The 24034-nt window shown below is 66.3% G+C and carries 23 protein-coding genes; 11 read left to right on the top strand and 12 right to left on the bottom strand.

Going from position 1 to position 24034, the window contains the following annotated elements; genetic code table 11:
* The 9 genes from ybgC to ftsH all read left to right on the top strand — a co-directional run bounded on the left by ybgC (nucleotide 1) and on the right by ftsH (nucleotide 9685).
* Complete coding sequence (gene ybgC, locus D8676_RS08870) at nucleotides 1-462, top strand: tol-pal system-associated acyl-CoA thioesterase (RefSeq protein ID WP_121580523.1); 462 nt, start codon at nucleotides 1-3, stop codon at nucleotides 460-462.
* 243 nt (nucleotides 463-705) lie between these two features.
* Nucleotides 706-1416 carry a protein TolQ gene (tolQ, locus tag D8676_RS08865; RefSeq protein ID WP_121580522.1) on the top strand — a complete coding sequence of 237 codons (711 nt, stop codon included), beginning with the start codon at nucleotides 706-708 and terminating at the stop codon, nucleotides 1414-1416.
* Nucleotides 1417-1426: 10 nt separating this feature from the next.
* Nucleotides 1427-1882 carry a protein TolR gene (gene tolR / locus D8676_RS08860; RefSeq protein ID WP_121580521.1) on the top strand — a complete coding sequence of 152 codons (456 nt, stop codon included), beginning with the start codon at nucleotides 1427-1429 and terminating at the stop codon, nucleotides 1880-1882.
* Between the two features lie 3 nt (nucleotides 1883-1885).
* Nucleotides 1886-2947, top strand: coding sequence for a hypothetical protein (locus D8676_RS08855; RefSeq protein WP_121580520.1), 1062 nt, complete (start codon nucleotides 1886-1888; stop codon nucleotides 2945-2947).
* A 70-nt stretch (nucleotides 2948-3017) separates the two neighbouring features.
* A complete protein-coding gene (gene tolB, locus D8676_RS08850) occupies nucleotides 3018-4313 on the top strand; it encodes a Tol-Pal system beta propeller repeat protein TolB (RefSeq protein WP_245426740.1) in 1296 nt (431 codons plus the stop codon).
* A 213-nt stretch (nucleotides 4314-4526) separates the two neighbouring features.
* Nucleotides 4527-5030: a peptidoglycan-associated lipoprotein Pal gene (gene pal / locus D8676_RS08845; protein ID WP_121580518.1), complete on the top strand. Its 504-nt coding sequence runs from the start codon at nucleotides 4527-4529 to the stop codon at nucleotides 5028-5030.
* Nucleotides 5031-5188: 158 nt separating this feature from the next.
* A complete protein-coding gene (gene ybgF / locus D8676_RS08840; protein WP_121580517.1) occupies nucleotides 5189-6343 on the top strand; it encodes a tol-pal system protein YbgF in 1155 nt (384 codons plus the stop codon).
* Entirely contained in the window at nucleotides 6337-7644 is a 1308-nt protein-coding gene (gene tilS / locus D8676_RS08835; protein WP_348629007.1) for a tRNA lysidine(34) synthetase TilS, read from the top strand. Before ybgF ends, tilS begins: the two co-directional genes overlap by 7 nt.
* A gap of 106 nt (nucleotides 7645-7750) precedes the next feature.
* Nucleotides 7751-9685 (top strand): ATP-dependent zinc metalloprotease FtsH, encoded by a 1935-nt coding sequence (gene ftsH, locus D8676_RS08830; RefSeq protein ID WP_121580516.1) that lies wholly within the window; start codon nucleotides 7751-7753, stop codon nucleotides 9683-9685.
* Between the two features lie 74 nt (nucleotides 9686-9759).
* Here the strand turns inward: ftsH and rpmF are convergent, their stop codons facing one another.
* Both rpmF and D8676_RS08820 read right to left on the bottom strand, forming a co-directional pair.
* Nucleotides 9760-9942 (bottom strand): 50S ribosomal protein L32, encoded by a 183-nt coding sequence (rpmF, locus tag D8676_RS08825; RefSeq protein WP_121580515.1) that lies wholly within the window; start codon nucleotides 9940-9942, stop codon nucleotides 9760-9762.
* Nucleotides 9943-10098: 156 nt separating this feature from the next.
* Nucleotides 10099-10821: a transglycosylase domain-containing protein gene (locus D8676_RS08820; RefSeq protein WP_121581057.1), complete on the bottom strand. Its 723-nt coding sequence runs from the start codon at nucleotides 10819-10821 to the stop codon at nucleotides 10099-10101.
* A gap of 148 nt (nucleotides 10822-10969) precedes the next feature.
* Here D8676_RS08820 and D8676_RS08815 point away from each other — a divergent pair, with 148 nt between their 5' ends.
* Together D8676_RS08815 and D8676_RS08810 are read left to right on the top strand one after the other, a co-directional pair.
* The gene (locus D8676_RS08815; protein ID WP_121580514.1) at nucleotides 10970-11881 is read left to right on the top strand and encodes a polyprenyl synthetase family protein; all 912 of its coding nucleotides are present in this window, start codon (nucleotides 10970-10972) and stop codon (nucleotides 11879-11881) included.
* A 130-nt stretch (nucleotides 11882-12011) separates the two neighbouring features.
* Nucleotides 12012-14279 (top strand): response regulator, encoded by a 2268-nt coding sequence (locus D8676_RS08810; protein WP_245426738.1) that lies wholly within the window; start codon nucleotides 12012-12014, stop codon nucleotides 14277-14279.
* A gap of 6 nt (nucleotides 14280-14285) precedes the next feature.
* Here D8676_RS08810 and D8676_RS08805 read toward each other — a convergent pair whose 3' ends face one another.
* From D8676_RS08805 to rsfS, 10 genes are all read right to left on the bottom strand, one after another.
* Nucleotides 14286-15161, bottom strand: coding sequence for a lytic transglycosylase domain-containing protein (locus tag D8676_RS08805; RefSeq protein ID WP_121580512.1), 876 nt, complete (start codon nucleotides 15159-15161; stop codon nucleotides 14286-14288).
* 2 nt (nucleotides 15162-15163) lie between these two features.
* Entirely contained in the window at nucleotides 15164-16414 is a 1251-nt protein-coding gene (gene ispG / locus D8676_RS08800) for a flavodoxin-dependent (E)-4-hydroxy-3-methylbut-2-enyl-diphosphate synthase (protein ID WP_121580511.1), read from the bottom strand.
* A 186-nt stretch (nucleotides 16415-16600) separates the two neighbouring features.
* Nucleotides 16601-17083, bottom strand: coding sequence for a hypothetical protein (locus D8676_RS27250; protein WP_183097038.1), 483 nt, complete (start codon nucleotides 17081-17083; stop codon nucleotides 16601-16603).
* Between the two features lie 146 nt (nucleotides 17084-17229).
* Nucleotides 17230-18351 carry an alanine racemase gene (gene alr / locus D8676_RS08790; protein WP_121580510.1) on the bottom strand — a complete coding sequence of 374 codons (1122 nt, stop codon included), beginning with the start codon at nucleotides 18349-18351 and terminating at the stop codon, nucleotides 17230-17232.
* 98 nt (nucleotides 18352-18449) lie between these two features.
* Nucleotides 18450-18968: an RNA pyrophosphohydrolase gene (locus tag D8676_RS08785; protein WP_121580509.1), complete on the bottom strand. Its 519-nt coding sequence runs from the start codon at nucleotides 18966-18968 to the stop codon at nucleotides 18450-18452.
* Nucleotides 18969-18970: 2 nt separating this feature from the next.
* Nucleotides 18971-20131, bottom strand: a complete 1161-nt coding sequence (locus tag D8676_RS08780; RefSeq protein WP_121580508.1) for a divergent polysaccharide deacetylase family protein — start codon at nucleotides 20129-20131, stop codon at nucleotides 18971-18973.
* Between the two features lie 112 nt (nucleotides 20132-20243).
* Complete coding sequence (locus tag D8676_RS08775) at nucleotides 20244-21569, bottom strand: S41 family peptidase (protein ID WP_121580507.1); 1326 nt, start codon at nucleotides 21567-21569, stop codon at nucleotides 20244-20246.
* Nucleotides 21559-22890: a murein hydrolase activator EnvC gene (locus D8676_RS08770; RefSeq protein WP_121580506.1), complete on the bottom strand. Its 1332-nt coding sequence runs from the start codon at nucleotides 22888-22890 to the stop codon at nucleotides 21559-21561. Before D8676_RS08770 ends, D8676_RS08775 begins: the two co-directional genes overlap by 11 nt.
* Before the next feature lie 109 nt (nucleotides 22891-22999).
* Nucleotides 23000-23482, bottom strand: a complete 483-nt coding sequence (gene rlmH, locus D8676_RS08765; RefSeq protein WP_121580505.1) for a 23S rRNA (pseudouridine(1915)-N(3))-methyltransferase RlmH — start codon at nucleotides 23480-23482, stop codon at nucleotides 23000-23002.
* A 123-nt stretch (nucleotides 23483-23605) separates the two neighbouring features.
* The gene (gene rsfS, locus D8676_RS08760) at nucleotides 23606-23983 is read right to left on the bottom strand and encodes a ribosome silencing factor (RefSeq protein ID WP_121580504.1); all 378 of its coding nucleotides are present in this window, start codon (nucleotides 23981-23983) and stop codon (nucleotides 23606-23608) included.
* Between the last annotated feature and the right edge of the window lie 51 nt (nucleotides 23984-24034).

Below are 24034 nucleotides of genomic sequence, written 5' to 3'. Positions count from 1 at the left end.
GTGGGCGAACAGGAAGCTCTCGCCGCCGGAATCTCCGGCGAACTGACGCCCTTCGGCCACAGGCTTCTGGCGCGCGTCTATTATGCCGACACCGATTTCTCCGGCGTGGTCTATCACGCACGCTACCTGGAATTCCTTGAACGCGGCCGCTCCGACTATCTAAGGCTCGCCGGCGTCCGCCACACCGAGCTCCTCGAAGGCCAGCGCGGCGAGAAGATCGTCTGGGTCGTGCGGCGCATGGAAATCGACTTCATCAGGTCTGCGCGCATGGACGACGTGCTCACCATCGACACGCGCACGGAAAGGATTTCCGGCGCCCGCATCTTCATGGCGCAGGAAATCCGCCGCGGCGACGAGGCGCTGATCGCCGCCAAGGTGGAAGCCGCCATCATCGGCGAGAACGGACGACCGAAACGGTTTCCGGCCGAATGGATAGCGGCGTTCATGCCCGGCGGCGTCTGACGGATTTTCGCCGCCGTTGCGGCCCGATGTCCTAACCGATCCTTAACCATAACGGTTCATGAAGAAGCCGATGAGGATTGGACGGGAATCCACGCGCCTTCCTTTCACCAACATTTGCCCTGAAAAGGCCGCGAACGGCGCATTTTGGGGCATTTCCGGAAGCATTGCGCGAACGGATCAACGGGAAAACATGCGCCAGGGGCCAGCCGCGAGCCACGCCCGGAAATCTTTAAGGACCTCTCTATGGAAAATCTTCCTCTCGCCGAACCCGGCGTTCAATTATCCGTGTGGCACTTGTTCGCGCAGGCCGGCTGGGTCGTCAAACTGGTGATGATCGGCCTGCTCGCCGCCTCCATCTGGACCTGGGCGATCGTCGTCGACAAGCTGATCGCCTATGCCCGCATGCGAAGCTCGCTCAACCGTTTCGAGCAGGTCTTCTGGTCCGGTCAGTCGCTCGAGGAACTCTACAAGACGCTGGCCGAGCGCAAGACGTCGGGAATGGGTTCGATCTTCGTCGCCGCCATGCGCGAATGGAAGAAGAGCTTCGAGAAGGGCGCCAAATCGCCGCTCGGATTGCAGACGCGCATCGACAAGGCGATGGACTTGGCGCTGACGCGCGAGATGGAGCGGCTCGAAGGCCGGCTCGGCTTCCTCGCCACGATCGGCTCCGCGGCGCCCTTCATCGGCCTGTTCGGCACCGTGGTCGGCATCATGACCTCGTTCCAGGCGATCGCCGGCTCGAAGCAGACCAGCCTCGCCGTCGTCGCCCCCGGCATCGCCGAGGCGCTGCTCGCCACCGCGATAGGCCTGCTCGCGGCCATCCCGGCCGTCATCGCCTACAACAAACTGTCGTCGGACGCCGGCAAGATCGCCGTCAGGATGGAAGGCTTCGCCGACGAGTTTTCCGCCATACTCTCGCGGCAAATCGATGAAAAAGTCGCGCCGAAGGCCTGAGGACTAGACAATGGGAATGTCTGTAGGGACCGCCGGACGCGGCGGGCGGGGACACAGGCGGCGCGGACGCCACCACGGCCTGATGTCCGAGATAAACGTGACGCCGTTCGTCGACGTCATGCTGGTGCTGCTGATCATCTTCATGGTGGCGGCGCCGCTGCTGACGGTCGGCGTGCCGATCGACCTGCCCGAGACCAGGGCGAGCGCGATGAATCCGGAGACGCAGCCGATCACCATCTCGGTCAACGAGAATGGCCAGATCTATCTGCAGGAGACCGAGATCCCGCTCGAGGAAGTCGTCGCCAAGCTCAATGCCATCGCCACGACGGGCTATGAGGAGCGCATCTATGTGCGCGGCGACAAGACGACCAACTACGGCACCGTGATGCAGGTGATGGCCCGCATCCAGGCCGCCGGCTACACCAAGATCGGTCTCGTGACGCTGCAGGAACAGGACGACACCTGAACCATGAAGACCGGCCTCACGACATCGGTGGTGCTGCATGCGGCCGTGCTCGGCTTCGGGCTGATCTCGTTGTCGGCCCCGAAGCCGTTCGAGGTCATGGATATCGAGTCGCTGCCTGTCGACCTGGTGCCGGTGGAATCGATCACCCAGATCCAGCAGGGCGACAAGAAGGCCGAACTCAACGAGAAGCCGACGCCGAAGCCGACCGAGAAGACCGAGACCATACCTGACGCGGAGAAGGTCGGCGAGAACAAGGTCGACACCGACAAGAAGGCGACGCCCGAGGTCAGGCCGAAGGAAGTCGAGGCCGCGGCGATGCCGAAGGAGGCCCCGAAGCCGGATCCGAAGCCCGTCGAGCGCCCCAAGCCCGAGCCGGTCGTCGAGCCTGAGCCGAAGACTGCGGCCGTTCCGGCGACGGAGGTGATGCCGCAGCCCGAGCCGAAGCAGGAGGTCAAGCCCGATCCGGTGAGCGAGGCGATCGCCGCGAACGAGACGGCCGAAGAAGTCGTCAAGCTGCCGACGGAAGCGCCTGCGCCGGAGGCCAGGCCCAAGCCGCCGCAGGCGCAGACCGCCAAGACGCCCGAGCGCAAGGAAGCCGAGAAGCCGACCAAGCAGGCGGCCTCCAGGCCGAAGTCGGAGGAAAAGGAATTCGACGCCGACGAGGTCGCAGCGCTCCTCAACAAGGAGAAGGCGTCCGGCGGCGGCGCCAAGCGCTCGACCGAGACGGCGTCGCTCGGCGGCGACAAGTCGACGGGCGGCACCAAGCTGTCGCAGAGCGAGATGGACGCGTTGCGCGGTCAGGTGCAGCGCTGCTGGAACATACCCGCCGGCGCTGCCGACGCCGGCAATTTGCGTGTCTCCGTCCAGTTCAAGCTCGACCGTTCCGGCGCGATCGAAGGCAGCCCGCAGATCATCAGCGGCGGCGGCAGCGCCGGCGTCGAACGCGCCGCGGCGGAAGCGGCGCGCCGCGCCGTCTCGCGCTGCGCCCCCTACAATCTTCCCGCCGAAAAATACGAAGCCTGGGCGGATGTCATCGTCAATTTCGACCCGAGCGAAATGTTCTGAAGCGACGTCCCCGGGACTTTAGCCAAAGAGGTTCGACTGCATGAAGTGCATGAAAAGATTCTTCCGAGCGATGTTGACCGCCGCCGCCCTTGCCGCCGGTTTTGGCGTGGCCGCCACGCTGCCGGCGCGGGCGCTGGTCGAGATCGACGTCAACAAGGGCAATATCGAGCCGCTGCCGATCGCCATCACCGACTTCCTGGCGAGCGACCAGATGGGCGCCGAGATCACCAGCGTGATCGCGGCCGACCTGAAGCGGTCCGGCCTGTTCGCTCCCATCGACAAGGGCGCCTTCATCGAGAAGATCTCCAACCCCGACGCTGCGCCCCGCTTCGAGGACTGGAAGGTCATCAACGCCCAGGCCCTGGTCACCGGCCGCGTCACCCAGGAGGGCGACGGCCGCCTGCGGGCCGAGTTCCGGCTGTGGGACACCTTCGCCGGTGAGCAGCTGATCGGCGAGCAGTTCTTCGCCAACAAGGCGAATTCGCGCCGTGTCGCCCACATCATCGCCGACGCCATCTATGAGCGGCTGACCGGCGAGAAGGGCTATTTCGACACGCGCGTCGTCTATATCGACGAGTCCGGTCCGAAGAACCAGCGCAAGAAGCGCCTGGCGATCATGGACCAGGACGGCGCCAATGTTCGCTATCTCTCTGACGGCAAGGCGATCACCCTGACCCCGCGCTTCTCGCCGACGCGTCAGGAAATCACCTACATGTCGTACGAGAGCGGCCAGCCGCGCGTCTATCTGCTGCAGATCGAGACAGGCCAGCGCGAACTCGTCGGCAATTTCCCAGGCATGACCTTCGCCCCGCGCTTCTCGCCCGATGGCCAGAAGGTGATCATGAGCCTGATGCGCGAGGACGGCAATTCCAACGTCTACGCCATGGATCTGAGGAGTCGCTCGACGACGCGGCTGACCGAGTCGAATTCGATCGACACCTCGCCCTCCTATTCGCCTGACGGCGGCAGGGTGGTCTTCACCTCCGACCGCGGTGGCCAGCCGCAGATCTACGTGATGGGCGCCGACGGTTCGGGCCAGACCCGCATCTCCTTCGGCGGCGGCAGCTATTCGACGCCGGTGTGGTCGCCGCGCGGCGACCTGATCGCCTTCACCAAACAGTCGGGCGGCGAGTTCCAGATCGGCGTGATGAAGACCGACGGTTCCGGCGAGCGCATCCTCTCCTCCGGCTTCCAGCAGGAAGGCCCGACCTGGGCGCCGAACGGCCGCTACATCATGTTCTTCAAGGAAGCCGCCGGATCGGGCGGGCCGCGCCTCTATTCGATCGACCTGACCGGCCGCAACGAGCAGGCCATCCCGACGCAGAACTTCGCTTCGGACCCTGCCTGGTCGCCGCTGCTCGAATAGATCAAATTTTAACCATCGGCGGCGACGCCACCGAGGCGCCGCCTTAATGCCGTATTTCCGCCAAGGGAGCACGGACACTTGCGAAACAGGGAAGGGCTGGTCGCGGACGGGCGACGGTCACAAACCATTAACCATGTTTCTTGAACGCCGGTTAACCGCGATGTGGTTACTGGTTGTTCAACGAAATCACTCGAATGCGAAGGAGAGGCCGGCATGCGCCGCATCGCAGCAATCACACGTAATCCGCTCGTCGTAGCGTTGTTCCTGACGCTCGCGATCGCGGGCTGCGCCAACAAGAAGACCCCGAACAATGCGGCGGATCTGGGCCTTGCCGGCGGCGCGGCGACGCCGGGCTCCGCCCAGGACTTCACGGTCAATGTCGGCGACCGCATCTTCTTCGACACCGACAGCTCGGTGATCCGCTCCGACGCGCAGGGCATCCTCAGCCGCCAGGCCCAGTGGCTGAACAAGTACCGCCAGTACGCCATCGTCATCGAGGGCCATGCCGACGAGCGCGGTACCCGCGAATACAACATCGCGCTCGGCGCCCGCCGCGCTGCAGCGACCCGCGACTTCCTCGCCGCGCGTGGCGTCGCCGCCAACCGCATGAAGACGATCTCCTACGGCAAGGAGCGGCCTGTCGCGGTCTGCGACGACATCTCCTGCTGGTCGCAGAACCGCCGCGCGGTGACCACGCTCTCCGGCGCCGGCAGCTGAGGCCGAAAGGTCACACTTCTATCGAAAGGCGGCCGTTCCGGCCGCCTTTTTCGTTTGCGGAGCCGTGCAAACAAAATTTGGCCGAAGTCTCGTCTTGCTCTAAAAGCCGAGATGCGCAGCCTTTGCGCCAAATGTTCCTCTCCATCGTTGAGACGCCCATGTATTTTCGATCCATCCTGAGCGGTACGCTCGCAATCCTGTTCGTGTCCGGCACGATCGTCCATGCGGACGAGCGCGTCGGGCTCCTGAATGCACTCAAGTCCGACACCGCCGAGAGCGGCCTGTCGCTGCCCAAGATCGGCCTGCCGAAGCTCTTCGGCGGCAAGGAGAGCCCTGCCGGCCAGATCCAGATGGCGCAGGCGGGCGACCCCCGCATCACCGCGCTGGAAGAGCAGATCCGCTCCCTTTCCGGCACCATCGAGGAGCTGAACTTCCAGATCCTGCAGATGCAGGAGCAGATGCGGAAGATGCAGGAGGACAACGAGTTCCGCTTCCAGGAGCTCGAAGGCAAGAAGACCGACGCCGGCACGCCGACCGACAGCAATGTCGCGTCGGCTCCGGCCACCCCTGCCCCACCGCCGGCTGACGCGAACCAGTCGGCGGCCGTCGACGAGGAAGAAGATGGTTCCGGCGTCCCGATGGAACCGGAGGTGCTCGTCGACAACCGTACCGGGGAGCCGGCGGAGGTTCCGTCGGGCAATGGCGGCAACGTGCTTGGCGCGCCGCCGACGACGTTCGGCACCATCACCTTCGACGACAAGGGCAATGTGACCGGCGGCTCCGTCGGCGACCAGACCACGCAGTCCGTCGGCGGCGTCACCCGGGGCATCCCGGGCGTCACCGCTGACGAGGCGCCGGTGCGGCAGGCGACCCCCAGTCAGACGGCCCAGGAGCCGGCCGGAACCCAGATGGCGGCCCTGCCGTCAACCGACGATCCGGAAGAGCTCTACCGCAATTCCTACGAATTCATCCTCTCCGGCGACTACGGCACGGCGGAAGCGGGCTTTCGCGACCACATCTCGCGTTTTCCCTCCGACCCCAAGGCGGCGGACGCGCATTTCTGGCTCGGCGAGGCGCTGCTTGGCCAGAAGAAGTACCGCGACGCGGCCGAGATGTTCCTGTCGGCCAACAAGCAATACCCCTCGTCCAAGAAGGCCCCGGACATGCTGCTGAAGCTCGGCGTGTCGCTGGTCGGCCTCGACCAGAAAGACGTCGCCTGCGCGACCTTCTCCGAGATTGGCAAGCGCTATCCGAGCATTTCCGGCGCGCTGAAGGAACGCGTCAAGCAGGAACAGGCCCTGGCCGCGTGCTGACCGCGCCGCAAGGCACCGAACATTCCGGGCTGTTTTCGCCTCTCGACCTCGCCTCCCGCGGCTCAGTGACCGCCGCTGTGTCAGGCGGCAGCGACTCCACCGCGCTGCTTCTGCTGCTCAAGCTCCACCTCGACCGATTTTCACCGACGACTCGGTTTGTCGCCGTCACCGTCGATCATGCACTGCGGCCGGAATCGGCCGATGAGGCCGCCGCCGTCGCGCGGCTCTGCGCGGGCATCGGCGTTGCCCACCGCGTCCTCGCCTGGACGGGTGACAAGCCGGCAACCGGACTTGCCGCCGCCGCGCGCGAGGCGCGCCACCGATTGCTCGCCGAGGCTGCCGTCACGGAGAATACCGATCTCGTCTTGACCGGACATACGGCGGACGACCAGGCCGAGACCGTGCTGATGCGGCGCGAACGCGGCGATGCCGACGCCGACGGACGCGGACTTGCCGGCATCGCGCCGGCAACGCTGTTCGACGGCAGGACATGGTTTGCCCGCCCGCTGCTCGGCGCCCGCCGCGAAACCCTGCGCGATTTCCTGAGGCAGAGAAATGTCGGCTGGTCCGACGACCCCACAAACCTCAACCAGCGATACGAGCGGCCGCGTGTCCGCAGGAAGCTCGCAGGGGAGGATGGTGATGCGGCAGTCGTCGAGGCGTTGGCTGTGGCGGCCGATGCCGCGAGACGGCGGGAACGGCTTGGCGATGCGGCGGCGGCGCTGATCCGCGAGCATGCCGACCGCCCCGCGCCGGGTCTTCTGAGGCTGCAGCCGGATTTTTTCGAGGCGCGGCCTGACGCTGCCATCTATGCGTTGCGCATCCTACTGGCGGTTACCGGCGGCGCGCGCCATCTGCCCGACGAGGCGCGCGCCGCAGCCCTGCATGCCAGGCTGGCCGCCGGCGGTCAGGTCCGCGCCGTGCTGTCGCGGACGCTTGTCGACCGGCGCAAGACGGGCGTCTTCCTGCTGCGCGAAGCGCGGAACCTGCCGGAGGCCGATGACCTCGATGCGCATATCTGGGACGGCCGATACCGGATTGCCGGCCCGTCCGAGCCGCCGGCAGGCGACCGCTCGTTCGTCTACGGCGAAAAGGGCCCGGTTCCGGAGACCCTCCTCCACCTTGCCGCCGCGGCGCAGCCCGAGCTTCCCGCCGGCCGGACGGCGGTCCCCGTCCTCGCGCCATGGGCGCGATTTTTGCCGTCTTTCGATCTCGCCCCGGCGCGCGCCGCGGCGGAACTGATCGGCGCGCCGCAAATACCGGCGCCGCCTTTTCGCGAACACATTGAGAGTAAAGCTTAACCGAGACAGGCTGTCACGCTTGGCAATAGTAGCCGTGGTCCCTATGTTACGGCCAAGGAATATCACCTTAGACAGGCGTCCTGTTGCGGCGCCGACAGGACATTAAATGAATCCGAATTACCGCAATCTGGCGCTCTGGGCGATCATCGCCGTTCTTCTGATCGCATTGTTCAACCTGTTCCAGGCGCCGCAGCAGCGTGGCGCAACCAGCGAAATCGCCTATTCGCAGTTCCTCAGCGAGCTCGACTCCGGCCGCATCAAGTCGGTGACGATCGCCGGCGACCGCATCACCGGCACCTACAGCGACAGCTCCAGCGGCTTCCAGACCTACTCGCCCGGCGACTCCACGCTGGTGAGCCGGCTCGAGGACAAGAACGTCACCATCAATGCGCGTCCGGAGACGGACGGCTCGACCTCCATCTTCTCGATGCTGCTCGGCTGGCTGCCGATGATCCTGATCCTCGGCGTCTGGATCTTCTTCATGCGCCAGATGCAGTCGGGCTCGGGCCGCGCCATGGGCTTCGGCAAGTCGAAGGCCAAGCTGCTCACCGAGGCGCACGGCCGCGTCACCTTCCAGGACGTGGCGGGCGTCGACGAGGCCAAGGAGGATCTCGAGGAGATCGTCGAGTTCCTGCGCGATCCGCAGAAGTTCCAGCGGCTGGGCGGCAAGATTCCGCGCGGCGTGCTCCTGGTCGGCCCTCCCGGCACCGGCAAGACGCTGCTGGCGCGCGCCATCGCGGGCGAGGCCAACGTGCCCTTCTTCACCATCTCCGGCTCTGATTTCGTCGAGATGTTCGTCGGCGTCGGCGCGTCCCGCGTCCGCGACATGTTCGAACAGGCCAAGAAGAACGCGCCCTGCATCATCTTCATCGACGAGATCGACGCGGTCGGCCGCCATCGCGGCGCCGGCCTCGGCGGCGGCAACGACGAGCGCGAGCAGACGCTGAACCAGTTGCTCGTCGAGATGGACGGCTTCGAGGCGAACGAAGGCGTCATCCTGATCGCTGCCACCAACCGCCCCGACGTGCTCGATCCGGCGCTCCTGCGTCCGGGCCGCTTCGACCGTCAGGTCGTGGTGCCGAACCCCGACATCACCGGCCGCGAGAAGATCCTCAAGGTGCATGTGCGCAACGTTCCGCTGGCTCCCAATGTCGACCTCAAGGTGCTGGCGCGCGGCACGCCCGGCTTCTCCGGCGCCGACCTGATGAACCTCGTCAACGAGGCGGCGCTGATGGCGGCGCGGCGCAACAAGCGCCTCGTCACCATGCAGGAGTTCGAGGACGCCAAGGACAAGGTCATGATGGGCGCCGAGCGTCGCTCGACCGCCATGACCCAGGCCGAGAAGGAGCTGACCGCCTATCACGAGGCCGGCCACGCCATCCTGGCGCTCAACGTGCCCGCGGCCGACCCGCTGCACAAGGCGACGATCATCCCGCGCGGCCGCGCGCTCGGCATGGTCATGCAGTTGCCCGAGGGCGACCGCTACTCGATGAGCTACAAATACATGGTCTCGCGACTGGCCATCATGATGGGCGGACGCGTCGCCGAGGAAATGAAGTTCGGCAAGGAGAACATCACCTCTGGCGCCGCCTCCGACATCGACCAGGCCACCAAGCTGGCGCGCGCAATGGTCACGCGCTGGGGCTTCTCCGACAAGCTCGGCCATGTCGCCTACGGTGACAACCAGGAAGAGGTCTTCCTCGGCCATTCCGTGGCGCGGCAGCAGAACGTCTCGGAAGAGACCGCCCAGCTCATCGACGCGGAGGTGCGCCGCCTGATCGACGAGGCCTACACGAGCGCCACCAGCATCCTGACCAAGAAGAAGAAGGACTGGGTCGCGCTCGCCGAGGGCCTGCTCGAATACGAGACGCTGTCGGGCGACGAGATCAAGCAGTTGCTCGCCGGCCAGAAGCCGTCCCGCGATCTCGGCGACGACACGCCGACCAGCCGCGGCTCGGCCGTTCCGAAGGCCGGCGCGTCGGGCAAGCGCAAGAAGGGTTCGGAGCCGGAAGGCGGCATGGAACCGCAGCCGCAGGGCTGAAGTCCGAGACAGAGCCTCAAACAAAAAACCCGGCCAAAAGCCGGGTTTTTTTCATGGAACGGTGAGCGAAGGGCTCAGCTTTCCTTCGGCGTCAGCACCTGGCGGCCGCGATACATGCCGGTCTTCAGGTCGATGTGATGCGGGCGGCGCATTTCGCCGGAGTTCTTGTCCTCGATATAGGTCGGGGCCTTGAGCGCGTCGGCCGAGCGGCGCATGCCACGCTTGGACGGCGAGGTTTTTCTTTTTGGCACAGCCATGGAAGTGCTCCAGTAATCCGTAAAACGCCCGAGCGACCCCAGTGAAAGGGCCACGCTACAGGCCGATAGCTTCAGAAAGTGGCGTGTCCATACACTTGCCAGCCGGTTTTGACCAGTGCCGCGGCGATTTTTTTGCGCCGCACGCCGCCACTGCGGCTATTCGAGGCAGCCGACATAGCCACCGGCGCGCGCGGCGCGCCTTTCGATGATGTTGGCGAGCCTTCGCAGGCCCGGTCCCGGCTTGGCCGGATTGCGGGTGATCGGGTTGGGCAGCGCGACGGTGAGCAGCGCCGCCTGGCGCCTGGTGAGATCCTTCGCGGAGCGGCCGAAATGATGCTGCGCGGCCGCCTCGATGCCGTAGATGTTCGGCCCCCATTCGGCGATGTTGACATAGATCTCCATGATCCGCCGCTTCGACATGATCAGGTCCATGTAGATGGCGAGCGGCAGCTCCACCACCTTGCGCAGGGTGGTGAAGGGGCGTTGCCACAGATAGAGGTTCTTCACCGTCTGCATGGTGATGGTGGAGGCGCCGCGCGGCTGCTCGCCCGAGATCGCATCGTCGATCACCACCTTCAGCTCGGCAAGGTCGACGCCGTGATGCGAGCAGAACTGGCCGTCTTCCGACATGATCACCGAATGAAGCAGCACCGGGGCCACCTCCTCGATCGGCACCCACTGCCGATCGTAGCCCTGGAAGGTCACCAGGTCCCTCAGCATCAGCGTCGAGATCGGATGCACGAAGGGAGGCAGATAGAGGATGGTCAGCACGATCGGCAGCACCGCGAGGAACGCCGCGACCTTGATCGCGCGCCGCAGCCATGTCAGCGACCAGGCCCAAGCAACAAGGCGCGGTCGGACAGTCCGTTTCGACGCCATGCCTGGCCTTTCGGTCTGTGAGTTCGCTTCGGTCACGCCCATCCTGCCTGTGATTTTGGCATAAAGTCGCACGACCGAATACGCAACACGCCGTCGGCGCCATCCTGCTGGCTTGACCCCATGCGGCTTTGTCGTAAACCGTCGCCTCATGAGCCAAGCAGACGCCTTCGAGACCGTCCTGGAGATTCGTGCCCGCGCGATCGAGGAACTGCTCGTGCGACTGCTCGACGAACGCATCGAGCCCGGCGAGATCGCGCGGCCCGCAAGGCTGCTCCAGGCGATGCGGCATGGCGTTCTCAACGGCGGCAAGCGGCTTCGGCCTTTCCTGGTGCTGGAGAGTGCCGCGCTTTTCGGCGCCGACGAGGGCGCAGCGCTTCGCGTGGCGGCGGCGCTCGAATGCGTCCATTGCTATTCGCTCATTCATGACGACCTGCCGGCGATGGACGACGACGATCTGCGCCGCGGCCAGCCGACCGTGCACAGGGCTTTCGACGAGGCGACGGCCATCCTGGCCGGCGACGGCCTCTTGACGCTTGCCTTCGACATCGTCGCCGACGAGGCTACCGCGCTCAGCCCAGACCGGCGCGCCGCGCTGGTGCTGGCCCTGGCGCGGGCGGCCGGCATCGGCGGCATGGTCGGCGGCCAGGCGCTCGACCTCGAGGCCGAGCGTTCCCGCCCCGACGAGACGGGCATCATCACGCTGCAGGCGATGAAGACCGGCGCGCTGATCCGCGTCGCCTGCGAGGCCGGCGCCATCGTGGCCGGCGCGCCTGCGGCCGATCGCGAGCGGCTAGCCGAATTCGGCTCGGCGATCGGTCTTGCCTTCCAGCTCGCCGACGACCTGCTCGACCTCACCTCCGACACGGCGACGATGGGCAAGGCGACCGGCAAGGACGAAGCCGCAGGCAAGGCGACGCTGGTCGGGCTGCACGGCGTCGAATGGGCGCGCAGGCAGCTCGGCGGCCTCGTTGGCCAGGCGCATGAGCTGCTGAAGCCCTATGGCGCGGCCGCTGGTACGCTGAAATCGGCGGCGAGCTTCGTCGCCACGCGGCGTCGGTAAAATGGTAAACGCATTCGTGAAATCTTAATTCAAATACAGCCTAATCCCGAACGTTCCTTCCTGCGCAGAGTTCGGGGTAATGCGCGTGACCGGCCAGCAATCCTTCATCCGTTCGATACGGGTCCGCTATATGTCGGGCCTGTTCATTCTAGCCGTCGCATGCGGCGCCATCATCTTCGCGATGAACAGCGCCAATTCGTTCCGCCACGAGGTTGACGACACCGCGGCGGATTTCGCCACGCTGGTCCGTGACCTGCGCAAGGCCGAGGCTTTTGCCGGCCAGGCGATCGTCAACTGGCGCGCCGACACGCGTGACGACCTGGCGGGCGCGGCACTCGGTCACGTCGAGCGGCTCAACGCCGCGATCGGTCATCTCGACGCGCGCATCGCGGCGCTGCGGCCCAGCCTCTCCCCGTCGGCCGAACGCGAGCTGCGCTCGGCCTCTATCAACGGTGATCTGTTCTGGTCCGCCCGCGACATCGTGCGCAGCCTCGGCGTCTTCGCCAGCGCCGGGACGGTGGACGACTCGACCTATCGCGAAATCCGCAACCAGAGCGATTTCTTCGCGCAGCCCATGCTGACGCGCGCCCGCGACGCGCTGGAAGTCGAGCGTCGCGCCGCCGAGGAAGAGACTGACCGGCTGCTCGCCTGGGCGAGCTTCATCCTGCTCGGCGTGCTCGGCGGCGTTGCCTTCTGGGTGTTCCGACCCATGGAAAAGGCGATCCGTCAGGCCTTCGCGGAAGCCGCGCAGGCGCTGTTCAAGGCCGAGGCAGCAGATCGCGCCAAGTCCGAATTCCTCGCCAATATGAGCCATGAAATCCGCACGCCGATGAACGGCGTGCTTGGGATGGCCGAACTGCTGACACGGACCGAGCTGACGCCGCGCCAGAAGACCTTCACCGACGTCATCACCAAGTCGGGCAACGCCCTGCTGACCATCATCAACGACATCCTCGACTTCTCGAAGATCAATGCCGGCCAGCTGACGCTGGAGCCGGAGCCGTTCCGGCTGGCCGAGGCGGTCGAGGACGTGGCGGCCCTGGTGTCGGCGCGCGTCGCCGAGAAGAACCTCGAGCTCATCGTGCGCATCGACCCGCGCCTGCCGGCCTTCGTCGTCGGCGACGTCGGGCGTTTCCGGCAGATCGTCACCAACATGCTTGGCAATGCGGTGAAATTCACCGAAAAGGGCCATGTGCTGATCGATGTCTCGGGAGAGACCGTCGACGACATCGTCCATCTCAAGGTGAACGTCGAGGACACCGGCATCGGCATCCCCGCCGACAAGCTTTCCAACGTGTTTGAGAAATTCGCGCAGGTCGATGGCTCCTCGACGCGCCGGCACGAAGGCACCGGGCTCGGCCTCGCCATCGCAGCCCGGCTGGTGGACCTGATGGGCGGCAAGATCGGCCTCGAAAGCGAGGTCGGCCGCGGCTCGACCTTCTGGTTCACCGCCCAGATGCCGGTGCACGAGGCGACGGCGGCCGACGCGACCGTGCCTGTCGACGTCACCGGCTCGCGCGTGCTCGTCATCGACGACAACCCGGTCAACCGCGAGATCCTGCTGGAGCAGCTTCGCAGCTGGGGTTTCGACTGCGCCGCGGCGGAATCGGGCGCGATCGGCCTCGCCTTCCTCGACCGCGCCGCCCAGCTCGGCGCGGCGGTGGATTGCGTCATCCTCGACTATCAGATGCCCGGCATGAGCGGCGCCGACGTCGCCAGGGCGATGTGCTCCGACGTCAGGACCGCGTCCATCCCGGTCGTGCTGCTGACCTCCGTCGACCAGGTCGATTTCGCGCGCATGGTGCTCGAATACGGCATCGCCGCGCACCTGACGAAGCCGGCGCGGTCGGCAGCACTTCTGGGCACGGTGATCGCCGCCATCCAGAAGGCCCGCAGCCAGGCCGGCCGGGCCGAATTCACCAGGGAATCGGCCGAACCCTCGGTCGCCACGCAAGGATCGGCATCGCTTTCAGCCGATGAGATCGCACAACCGAAAGCCGGCGCACCGCTCGACATCCTCGTGGCGGAGGACAATGAGGTGAACCAGCTGGTGTTCGCCCAGATCCTGTCCGGGCTGGGTCTCAGCTACCGCATCGCCAGCAATGGCCGCACGGCGGTGGAGATGCATCGCGCGCTGAAGCCCAAGCTCATCCTGATGGACGTCTCGATGCCGGAGCTCAACGGCTACGAGGCGACCCAGGCGATCCGCGCGGCGGAGGCCGCCAGCGGCGCCCGCACGCCGATCATCGGCGTCACCGCGCATGCGCTGAAGGGCGACAGCAAGAAGTGCATCGAGGCCGGCATGGACGACTATCTGCCGAAGCCGGTATCGCCCGACCGTCTGAGCGGCAAGATCGGCGCCTGGCTCAGTGAAGCCGGCATGGCGAAGACGGCGTAGCGGTCGTCACCTGTTCTTCAGCACGACGCAGGCGCCGCCGGCCTGGCGCAGCTTGCTGCAGATGCCGTCGGCCTCCTTGCGCGACTCCGCGCCGATGCGCACCGCGTAGATGCCGCGCGGCACGAAGGCCGAACGCACCCGGCTGACCGCCGGCTCATGGCCGCCAAGCAGGGCGGGGAAGCGCGCCTTCACGCGCTGCCATTGGCGGATCGCTACGGTGCGCCGGATGTTACCGGCGACCTGCACGCCCCAGGGCTTGATGTGCACGGTGGACATGGCAACGACAGCGCTCATCGTCACGGGCAGGGTGCGGCAGGCCTTGCCGAAGGTCAGCGTCGGATGCAGCGGCTGCACGGTGCCGGCATATTTCGCGTCGGTGAACACGTCGGCCGGTTCGCCCATGATGTCGAGCACGTAGTTCTCAGTCTCCAGCGGCAGGAAGCCGCCCGACGTCAGCCAACGGCTCACCCTGGCTTCGCCAGCATTGTAGGCAGCGGCGGCAAGGCCGAGATTGCCGAAACCGGTCTTCAGTTCGCCGAGATATTTCGCCGAGGCAGGCAGCGCCTTGGCTATGTCGAAACTGTCGTCGAGGCCGCGCATCGCAGCCGTACCCGGCATGAACTGGGCGATGCCCTCGGCGCCCGCCGGGCTCACCGCGTTTGGATCGAACCGGCTCTCCTTGAAGATCAGCCGGGCGAAGAAGTCGCGCGGAAGGGCGTTCTTGTCCGCCTCGCGTTCGATGATCGTGCAGATGCGGCCAAGCGTGACGGGCAGCGAGCGGCCCGGCGGATCGGCAAGCGCCCGGCCGGACCAGAAAGGCGCGGCCCCGGCCAGCACCGAGCCAAGCAGTGCCAGGATCGCCGCCTCCCGGGCCCCCGGCATCGCTACTCCGCAGCCGCCCTGCCGCGCCCGAAGCGCTGCTCGATATAGTCGGCGACCATCTTCTGGAAATCCTCCGCTATCGCAGGCCCGCGCAGCGTGGCGGCCTTCTTGCCGTCGATGAAGACAGGCGCGGTCGGAGTCTCGCCGGTGCCGGGAAGCGAGATGCCGATGTCGGCATGCTTGGACTCGCCGGGGCCGTTGACGATGCAGCCCATCACGGCGACCTTGAGTTCCTCGACCCCGGGATATTTCTCGCGCCAGACCGGCATGTTCTTGCGGATGTCTTCCTGGATGTTCTGCGCCAGCTCCTGGAACACCGTCGAGGTCGTGCGGCCGCAGCCCGGGCAGGCCGCCACGATCGGCACGAACTGGCGGAAACCCATCGTCTGCAGCAGTTCCTGCGCCACCTGGACCTCGCGGGTGCGGTCGCCGCCGGGTTCGGGCGTCAGCGAGATGCGGATCGTGTCGCCGATGCCCTGCTGCAGCAGGATGCCCATGGCAGCCGAGGAGGCGACAATGCCCTTCGAGCCCATGCCGGCCTCGGTGAGGCCAAGATGCAGCGCATGGTCGGAGCGCCCCGCAAGCTCGGTGTAGACTGAAATCAGGTCCTGCACGCCGCTGACCTTGGCCGACAGGATGATCCTGTCGCGCGAGAGCCCGATCTGCTCGGCCGCCTCAGCCGACAGCAGCGCCGACTGCACGATCGCCTCGTGCATGACCTGTACGGCCGTCAGCGGCGAACCCTGGCTCTGGTTCTCGTCCATCAGCCGGGTCAGCAGCTCCTGGTCGAGCGAGCCCCAGTTGACGCCGATGCGCACCGGCTTGCCGTAGCGGATCGCCATCTCGACGATTTCGGCGAACTGCCGGTCCTTCTTCTCCTTGAAGCCGACATTGCCCGGATTGATGCGGTATTTCGCCAGCGCCTCGGCGCAGCCGGGATGATCGGCGAGCAGCTTGTGGCCGATATAGTGGAAATCGCCGACCAGCGGCACACCGAAGCCGAGCCGGTCGAGCCTCTCCCTGATGCGCGGCACTGCGGCGGCGGCTTCGTCGCGGTCGACCGTGATGCGCACGATCTCCGAGCCCGCCCTGGCGAGGGCTGCGACCTGCGCCACCGTCTTGTCGATGTCGGCCGTGTCGGTATTGGTCATCGACTGGACGACGACAGGAGCGCCGCCGCCGACGACGACGCCGCCGACGTCGACGCCGATCGAATGCCGCCGCGGAAAGGGTGAAGAGAAATATCCGGTCATCGCCGGCCGCCTGGTCCTGAAAGCCTGGTCCTGAAAGCTACGGGCATGAGGTGGAGGAGCGTGCACCCATTGTCAATGCCTGTCGCCCAACTGACTCGTCCCTAGCTCCCCGGCGTGCCGGTTGTATGACGCTGGAAAGAAAATGGCCCGCCGAAGCGGGCCATTCCGAATGGTCGATGGTGCGGCTTACTGTGCCGGAGCAGGTTCAGCCGGGGCCGGTGCGGGCTCGGCGGGGGCAGGAGCCGGCTCGGCCGGAGCGGTCGCGTCAGGCGCCGGAGCTGCGGGCGCAGTCGCATCCGGTGCAGGCGTTGCCGGATCGGCAGGCGCTGCAGGAGCAGTCGCGTCGGGCGCAGGCGCAGCCGGAGCGGTCGCATCAGGCGCGGGCGTCGCGGGTTCCGTCGTCGTCGTTGCAGGTTCGCCTGGCGCAGGCGGGGTTTCCCCGCTGCCGGGAGCGAAGACGAAATACGCGATCACCGCGAGCACCAGCACGATGGCCGCGATCAGCACGCTGCTGCCGCCGCTGCGGCCTTCGACGCGGTTCACTACGGTCGAATCGTGGGTACTGCCCGAATTGCGTGCATCCGGGGTGAAGGGATCGGGATCTGCCGGCGGAACAGGGTTCAGCGGGTCCGTGTGACGCGGATCCGGTACGCGAGCAGGATTGGCCATGGCGGTTCTCCGTCTGTTGGGTCGTGGATTAACGCACCAGAGACGAATAGGTTTCACGCGAATGTGAGACCGCTTTGCCATTACCTTGCGCACGGCTTCCGGAAGTCAAGACCGCCGCGCGAGATCTCCTCCCGACAGGCCGCGGTTCAGCCACCTTCGTAGCGGCGGTGGAAACGGTGCCCGAGGCCGGTCAGTATCTCGTAGCCGATCGTGTCGGAAAGCGCCGCTATCTCGTCGATCGTCTGCCGCTCGCCGATGAGTTCGACCAGATCGCCCGGCGCCGGTTCTTCAGGGCTCAGCGCCGAGATGTCGAGGATGATGGTGTCCATCGAAACGCGGCCCGCGAAAGGCAGCTTCCTGCCGCGATGCCAGGCGACGGCCGCCGCGCGCCGCGGCCAGCCGTCGGCATAACCCAGCGCGATGGTCGCCAGCCTCAACTCCGCCGTACTACGGAAGCTGTGGCCGTAACCGACGCCTATGCCGGCCTCGAGGCCGCGCGTCTGGATGATCTTCGCGGCGAGCCGGACGGTCTGGCGCATCGGGTTCTCCCGCCCCGGCGTCGGGTTCACTCCATAGAGCGCCGCGCCCGGCCGCACGAGATCGTAGTGGAACGCGCCGCCGAGGAAGATGCCGGACGAATTGGCGAGCGACGCCGGCGCATCCGGCAGCATACGGCGAAGCGCCTCGAACGCCTTCCGCTGCAGCGCGTTCACGGGATTGTTCAGCTCGTCGGCGCAGGCGAGGTGGCTCATCACCAGCTTGAGATCGAGGCCGTCGAACGCATCGCGACCGATGCTTTCGACTTCCGCCTGCGCCATGCCGAGCCGCGACATGCCGCTGTCGACCTGCACGGCAACCGGCAATCTCTGCCCGCGCCTTCGCGCCGCCGCCTGCCAGGCCGCAAGCTGCGCCGCGCTGTTGGCGACGGCGATAAGCCCGGCGGCGGCGCAGTCGTCCTCGGCGCCGGGATGGATGCCGTTGAGCACGAAGATGTCAGGCCCTTCGCCGAGCACCCGCCGCAGCGAAATCCCCTCGGCGGCCTGTGCGACGAAAAAGGCATTGCAGCCTTCCCTGCGAAGCGCCGTGGCGACGGCCGCCGCGCCGAGCCCGTAGCCGTCCGCCTTGACGACGGCGGCGCATTGGCCACCCTCGAGCCTTTCCCTCAACAGCCGGTAGTTTTCGCGGATGGCGCCGAGATCGATGGTGAGGACGGCCCCTGCCTGGCTCAGGTTGGGACCCCGGTTCTGCTGCTCGCCGCTATCCTGCATGCTCTCGGGCTCGTGACGCTTCAGAGCATCAGTAGGATTGCGAGGCGGATGCCGCAACCTCAGCGTCTCGCGAGCGTAGTTCGACTGGCAACGAGCTTTCAGCCGGCCAGATGCCGGAACGTCGCCACGACCTCGTCATAGACCTGCTTCTTGAACGGTACCACGAGCCCGGAAAGGTCGCCCATCCTGCGCCAGTCCCAGCGGTCGAACTCCGCCTCATGGCCGCCGGGCGGAGGATTGACGCGGATTTCACCGACATCACCGAGGAAGCGGAAGGCGTACCATTTCTGCGTCTGCCCGCGATATCTGCCTTTCCACGCGACGCCGACGAGATGGGCCGGCAGATCGTAATTGATCCATCGCGGAGCTTCGGCGATCAGCTCCAGGCTTTCCATTCCGGTTTCTTCGTAAAGCTCGCGCTTCGCCGCCGGCAGCGGCTCCTCGCCCTTGTCGATGCCGCCCTGCGGCATCTGCCAGAGCTGCGCGGAGCCCGCCATCTCGCTGTCCGGCTCGGCCATGCGGTGGCCGACCCACACCAGCCCTTCACCGTTGAGCACCATCATGCCGACGCAAGGCCGGTAGGGCAGGGTTTCGGGATTGACCGGTTTCTTCGCCACGCTCAGCCTTTCTCGGGATCGATGGTGACGGCGGAGACCGGCACGATCTCGATGCCGCGCTTCTTCGCCTCCGCCACCCAGGAGGTCACCGTGTCGACGGTCACGTCGAAGGCCGATCCGGTGCCGAGCGCAAAGCCTTTCGCCCGGGCGGTCGCCTCGAGCTGGTCGAGCTTCTTCAGGATCGCGCCGCGGTCGCGTTCGGCATCGATGATCGCGTCGCCGGAAGCGAACGGCACCCGGTCCTTCAGCGCCATGTCCGGCGCCACGCTGCGTGCGGTCGTGCCGTCGTCGAGATAGAGCAGGCCGCGCTTGCCGAGCTCCGCCATGATGGGCGCCATCGCCTTCGCGTCCGCCACGAAGCGCGCGCCCATATAGTTCATCACGCCGGTGTAGTTGGTGGTGCGCGATAGCGTCCAGCGCAGGCGCTCGACGTTCTCGTCCGGCGCCGCGTCGACGGTCAGCGTGTTGCGGCCGGGGTCGATGTTCGGATAGTCGAAGGGCTCCAGTGGCGCCTGCATCAGGATCTCGTGGCCCTTGCGCCGCGCCGCCTGCATCCAGCGGCCGATCGAGTTGCCCTGCGGAGCAAAGGCCAGCGTCACCTCGGCGGGCAGTTTTTCGATCGCCTCCTGCGTGCCGGTCTGCGACACCGCAAGCCCGCCGATCACGATCGCCACGCGCGCGCCGCGCGCGCCGGACCAGGGCCTCGCATAGACATCGACCGGCCGGCGCCCGTCGGCGGCGCGGATCGGCAGCGGCCCGGTCTCGCTTTCCTCGATCAGCGCCTGGTCGGGCAGGTGGGCTATAGCGAGATTCTGTCCGACGGCGGACGGGTCGCGGATGATGATGACGCCGTCGCCCCTGCCCGCGCTCTCCGGATTGACGTGGATGATCGAGGGGCCTTCGCTCTTCGGAGCCGTGGGAGCCGGCGCCGCGGTCTCGGCAGGCGGCGCGACGGTCTCGGCCACCTCCAGCGTGGCGGTCACCGATGTCTGGGGATTGCGGAACGGTCTTTCGCGCAGCGCGATGGCGCTCGAAACGGCAAGGATGGCGACGGCGCCGAGGCCGAGGATCAGCGAGCGCGCCGGCGGCACGAAGCCGCGAGACGGTCGCCTGGGCTCCGTCTGGCCGAGCGGGCGCTCGATATCCTTGGTTACATGCGTCAAGCAGCCGACCTGCGGGTTTGGAGATATGTCTTCGGGCTTGAATCAAACTGCCGGAACCTTTCGGTCCCGGCAGCGACGCATTTCACAATACCGAAAGCCGGACAAGCGGCCCTTACTGGTTCATCACGGCCTTGTCGGGGTTCGGCGGGAAGGCCGGGTCGGTCTTCACGCCGCGCAGCAGGTCGAGCGCGTAGGTAAGCTGCACGTCGTCCTTCGGGTCCGGCGGCACATAGGCGGCGGAGCCCGAGCCTTCGTCGCTCTCCTCGACGCCCTTGATATGGCCCCTGAGGTCGGATTCGCCGCGCGTCACGTCGCGCCCGGCGAGATCTTCCGGCAGCGGCTGCTCGACCTTGATGTCGGGCGTGATGCCCTTGCCCTGGATCGACTTGCCCGCCGGCGTGTAATAGAGCGCCGTCGTCAGCCTGAGCGCGCCGTTCTCCGACAGCGGGATGATGGTCTGCACGGAGCCCTTGCCGAACGAGGTCGTGCCGACGACCGTCGCGCGGCGGTGATCCTGCAGGGCGCCGGCCACGATCTCCGAGGCGCTCGCCGAACCGCCGTTGACCAGCACGATCAGCGGCTTGCCGTCGATGTCGTCGCCCGGACGCGAGTCGAAGCGCGACACGTCCTTCGGATCGCGGCCGCGCGTCGAGACGATCTCGCCGCGGTCGAGGAAGGTGTCGGACACGCTGACCGCCTGGTCGAGCAGGCCGCCCGGGTTGAGCCTGAGGTCGAGCACATAGCCCTTCAGCTTGTCGGCCGGGACCTGCTCCTTGATCTTGGCGATCGCGTCCTCGAGGTCGTCATAGGTCTTCTCGGTGAAGGAGGTGATCTTCATGTAGCCGACATCGTCCTCGACGCGGTACTTCACGGCCTTGACCTTGATGATGTCGCGCACCACCGTGATCTCGATCGGCTTGTCGGCGCCCTCGCGCAGGATGGTGAGCTTGATCGGCGTGTTGACGAGGCCGCGCATCTTCTCGACGGCGTCGTTGAGCGACAAGCCGCGCACTTCCTCGCCGTCGATCTGGGCGATGTAGTCGCCGGCGCGCACGCCGGCCTTGGCAGCAGGCGTGTCGTCGATCGGCGTGATCACCTTGACCAGCTCGTTCTCCATCGTCACTTCGATGCCGAGCCCACCGAACTCGCCCTTGGTCTGCACGCGCATGTCCTTGGCGGCATCGGCGTTCATGTAGGAGGAGTGCGGGTCGAGCGAGGTCAGCATGCCGTTGATGGCGTTCTCGACCAGCGACTTCTCGTCGGGGGGCGTCACATACTGCGCCCGCACCCGCTCGAAGATGTCGCCGAAGATGGCGAGCTGCTTGTAGGTCTCCGAACCAGCCGCGTTGGCGGTCGAACTAGGCGCTCCATAGACCAGGCTCATGGCCGAAGCGCCCATCAGGGCACCCGCGAACAGAAGCGACAATTTACGTACCATTTCCTGTCCTTCCAGAGTGACGGTCCGCCCACCATGGAGACGGATCGACGGGTTTCCCATCCTTGCGGAACTCAACGTAGAGTTCCGGCGTGGCATTTCCAAGGGTATCGGCCGAGGCGCTCGCGACCCTGGCCTCACCCATCGCGCCGATCGGTTCACCCGCCAGAACGGACTGACCCGACGTGACGCTGATTCTGCTCATCCCGGCCAGAACGACATGATAGCCGTCGCCGGCATTCAGGATCAAGAGTTGTCCATAAGAACGGAATGGCCCCGCATAAAGAACGCTCCCGTCGGACGGTGCCGTGACGATGGAGCCCGATTGTGTCGCAAGCGTGTCGCCCTGCATCACGCCGCCGTTACCGTCCTTGTCGCCGAAACGACGGCCGAATTTGCCGGAAACCGGCAAGGCGAGCTGGCCTTTCAGCGAGTTGAACGGCGCCGCCGCGATGAGCTGATTCGCCTCTGGAACGGGCAGCGCGGCGAGCTCGTCCTGGCGCTGCTGCCGCTCGGCCTCCGCGAGGCGCGCCTTCTCCACTTCGGCCGCCTGCTTCTCCAGGGCCGCGATCAGTTCCTTCAGGCTCTTCGCCTTCCCGGCGAGCTCTTCCGAGCGCTTCTGCTCGGCGTCGAGCGCCGTCTCGTGCTCGGTCTGCAGGCGCTGCTTCTCGGCGGCGAGAAGCTCGAGCCGTTCCTTCTCGGCAAGCTGCTCGCCAAAGGCCTCGGACAGCCGCGTGCGCTCGTCCTCGATCGAGGCGGCGATGCGCGACAGTTCGGTCAGGTCGGCGACCAGCGCTTCCGTCTCCTTGCGCAGCCCGGGCACCACCGCGCCCAGCATGATCGCGCTGCGCACGGATGCGAGCGCGTCCTCCGGCGTCACCAGGATCGCCGGTGGCGGGTTGAGCCCCATGCGCTGCAGCGCCCCGAGCACCTCGGCCAGAACCTCGCGCCGTCCGGCAAGCGATTCCTTGATTCCGTTTTCCTGCGTCTTCAGCGCCTCGACGCGGTCGGTGATGTCCTCGATGTCCTGGCTGAGCTTGCGCTCGGTCTTGGCCGACTGGATCAGCGCGGCGGTGATCGACGCGGCGTCCTTCTTGACCTCGGCGATCTCTGTGGCGAGCGACGCCTTGCGCTCCTCCGACAGGGTGATCTCGCGCGACACCCGTTCATATTCGGCGACCGACTGGTCGACCTCCTGCCGTTCGGTCGCGGACCCGCTCAAAGCGGTTTCCTCGGCATGGGCGGACAGGCTCGCGGCGACGAGCAAAGCCGCGGCCGCAAGACCGCGCCACACGCTCAGCCATTTTCCGCCTGGAGTTTTCATCCGTCCCTTGCAGTCGCCGATCTACGGCCAGCCTGAAGCGCCGATCCTAGCGATTGCTTCGTTAACGAACCATCAACCATGCGCGACCGCCGCCGGCAAGGCCGCAGCCTCATGCGCGGTGATACGGGTGCCCGGAAAGGATCGTCGCTGCGCGGTAGAGCTGCTCGCCGAGCATGACCCGCACCATCTGGTGAGGCCAGGTCTGCGCGCCGAAGGACAATACCAGCTCGGCCGTTTCGCGCAGCGACGGGTCGTGGCCGTCAGGACCGCCGATCGCGACCGTCATCGCGCGCCGCCCGCCGTCGCGCAGCGCGGCTATGCGGGTCGCGAAATCTTCGGAGGAGATGTTCTTGCCGCGCTCGTCGAGCAGGATCAGCGCTGCGCCCGATGCCAGATGCTGCCTCAGCCTGTCGCCTTCCTCGCGCTTGCGCTCCGCGGTGCCCTGCGCGCGGCTTTCGGGGATTTCGGCGATACCGGAGAATTCCAGGCCGACGGCAGGGCCGCTTTTCGAGAAACGCTCGAAATAGCGGTCCGCAAGTTCCTTCTCGGGGCCGGCCTTCATGCGGCCCACGGCAAATACCGAAATCTTCATCCGCCCTCCGGCCTTTTCTGTTGCGCATGATCCCTACCCGAAATCGATGTCGATTTCGGGTCATGCCGCAGGCCGAGACATCCGGGCCGAGAACCCCGGAATGCAGGTCCGGTCGAAAGGACCTTAGTGGATCGTCTCTTCCTCGAGGTCCGGAGCCTGCCACATCTTCTCGATGTTGTAGAACTCGCGGATTTCGGGGCGGAAGACATGGACGATGACGTCGCCCGCATCGATCAGCACCCAGTCGGCGCCCGCCAGGCCCTCGACGCGCGCATTGCCGAGGCCGGCATCCTTCAGCGCCTTGAGGAGCTGATCGGCGACGGCGGCGACATGGCGGTGCGAACGGCCCGATGCGACGACCATGTAGTCGCCGAGGCTCGATTTACCCTGGATGTCGATTGTGACGATGTTTTCGGCCTTGGAGTCTTCCAGACTGGCAAGGACTGTTTCAAGGGCGCGGGAGGAAGCGTCGTTTCCGCTTAACCCGGCCGGCGAAGGCAGGATATCCGCCTTCTTCCGCAGTGCTGTTCTCAGTGTCTTTCCTTTCAGGAC

This window comes from Mesorhizobium sp. YM1C-6-2, assembly GCF_003666685.1.
Lineage (GTDB): Bacteria > Pseudomonadota > Alphaproteobacteria > Rhizobiales > Rhizobiaceae > Mesorhizobium_K.
Note: the sequence above shows the minus strand (reverse complement) of the source record. Positions and strands in the feature narration are given on the sequence as shown.

What these genes read in the sequence shown, in the direction of transcription:
- tolQ (WP_121580522.1), top strand. Translation starts at nt 706, where the DNA reads ATGGAAAATCTTCCTCTCGCCGAACCCGGCGTTCAATTATCCGTGTGG.
- tolR (WP_121580521.1), top strand. Translation starts at nt 1,427, where the DNA reads ATGGGAATGTCTGTAGGGACCGCCGGACGCGGCGGGCGGGGACACAGG.
- D8676_RS08855 (WP_121580520.1), top strand. Translation starts at nt 1,886, where the DNA reads ATGAAGACCGGCCTCACGACATCGGTGGTGCTGCATGCGGCCGTGCTC.
- tolB (WP_245426740.1), top strand. Translation starts at nt 3,018, where the DNA reads ATGTTGACCGCCGCCGCCCTTGCCGCCGGTTTTGGCGTGGCCGCCACG.
- pal (WP_121580518.1), top strand. Translation starts at nt 4,527, where the DNA reads ATGCGCCGCATCGCAGCAATCACACGTAATCCGCTCGTCGTAGCGTTG.
- ybgF (WP_121580517.1), top strand. Translation starts at nt 5,189, where the DNA reads ATGTATTTTCGATCCATCCTGAGCGGTACGCTCGCAATCCTGTTCGTG.
- ftsH (WP_121580516.1), top strand. Translation starts at nt 7,751, where the DNA reads ATGAATCCGAATTACCGCAATCTGGCGCTCTGGGCGATCATCGCCGTT.
- rpmF (WP_121580515.1), bottom strand. Translation starts at nt 9,942, where the DNA reads ATGGCTGTGCCAAAAAGAAAAACCTCGCCGTCCAAGCGTGGCATGCGC.
- D8676_RS08820 (WP_121581057.1), bottom strand. Translation starts at nt 10,821, where the DNA reads ATGGCGTCGAAACGGACTGTCCGACCGCGCCTTGTTGCTTGGGCCTGG.
- D8676_RS08815 (WP_121580514.1), top strand. Translation starts at nt 10,970, where the DNA reads ATGAGCCAAGCAGACGCCTTCGAGACCGTCCTGGAGATTCGTGCCCGC.
- D8676_RS08810 (WP_245426738.1), top strand. Translation starts at nt 12,012, where the DNA reads ATGTCGGGCCTGTTCATTCTAGCCGTCGCATGCGGCGCCATCATCTTC.
- D8676_RS08805 (WP_121580512.1), bottom strand. Translation starts at nt 15,161, where the DNA reads ATGCCGGGGGCCCGGGAGGCGGCGATCCTGGCACTGCTTGGCTCGGTG.
- ispG (WP_121580511.1), bottom strand. Translation starts at nt 16,414, where the DNA reads ATGACCGGATATTTCTCTTCACCCTTTCCGCGGCGGCATTCGATCGGC.
- D8676_RS27250 (WP_183097038.1), bottom strand. Translation starts at nt 17,083, where the DNA reads ATGGCCAATCCTGCTCGCGTACCGGATCCGCGTCACACGGACCCGCTG.
- alr (WP_121580510.1), bottom strand. Translation starts at nt 18,351, where the DNA reads ATGCAGGATAGCGGCGAGCAGCAGAACCGGGGTCCCAACCTGAGCCAG.
- D8676_RS08775 (WP_121580507.1), bottom strand. Translation starts at nt 21,569, where the DNA reads ATGGTACGTAAATTGTCGCTTCTGTTCGCGGGTGCCCTGATGGGCGCT.
- D8676_RS08770 (WP_121580506.1), bottom strand. Translation starts at nt 22,890, where the DNA reads ATGAAAACTCCAGGCGGAAAATGGCTGAGCGTGTGGCGCGGTCTTGCG.
- rlmH (WP_121580505.1), bottom strand. Translation starts at nt 23,482, where the DNA reads ATGAAGATTTCGGTATTTGCCGTGGGCCGCATGAAGGCCGGCCCCGAG.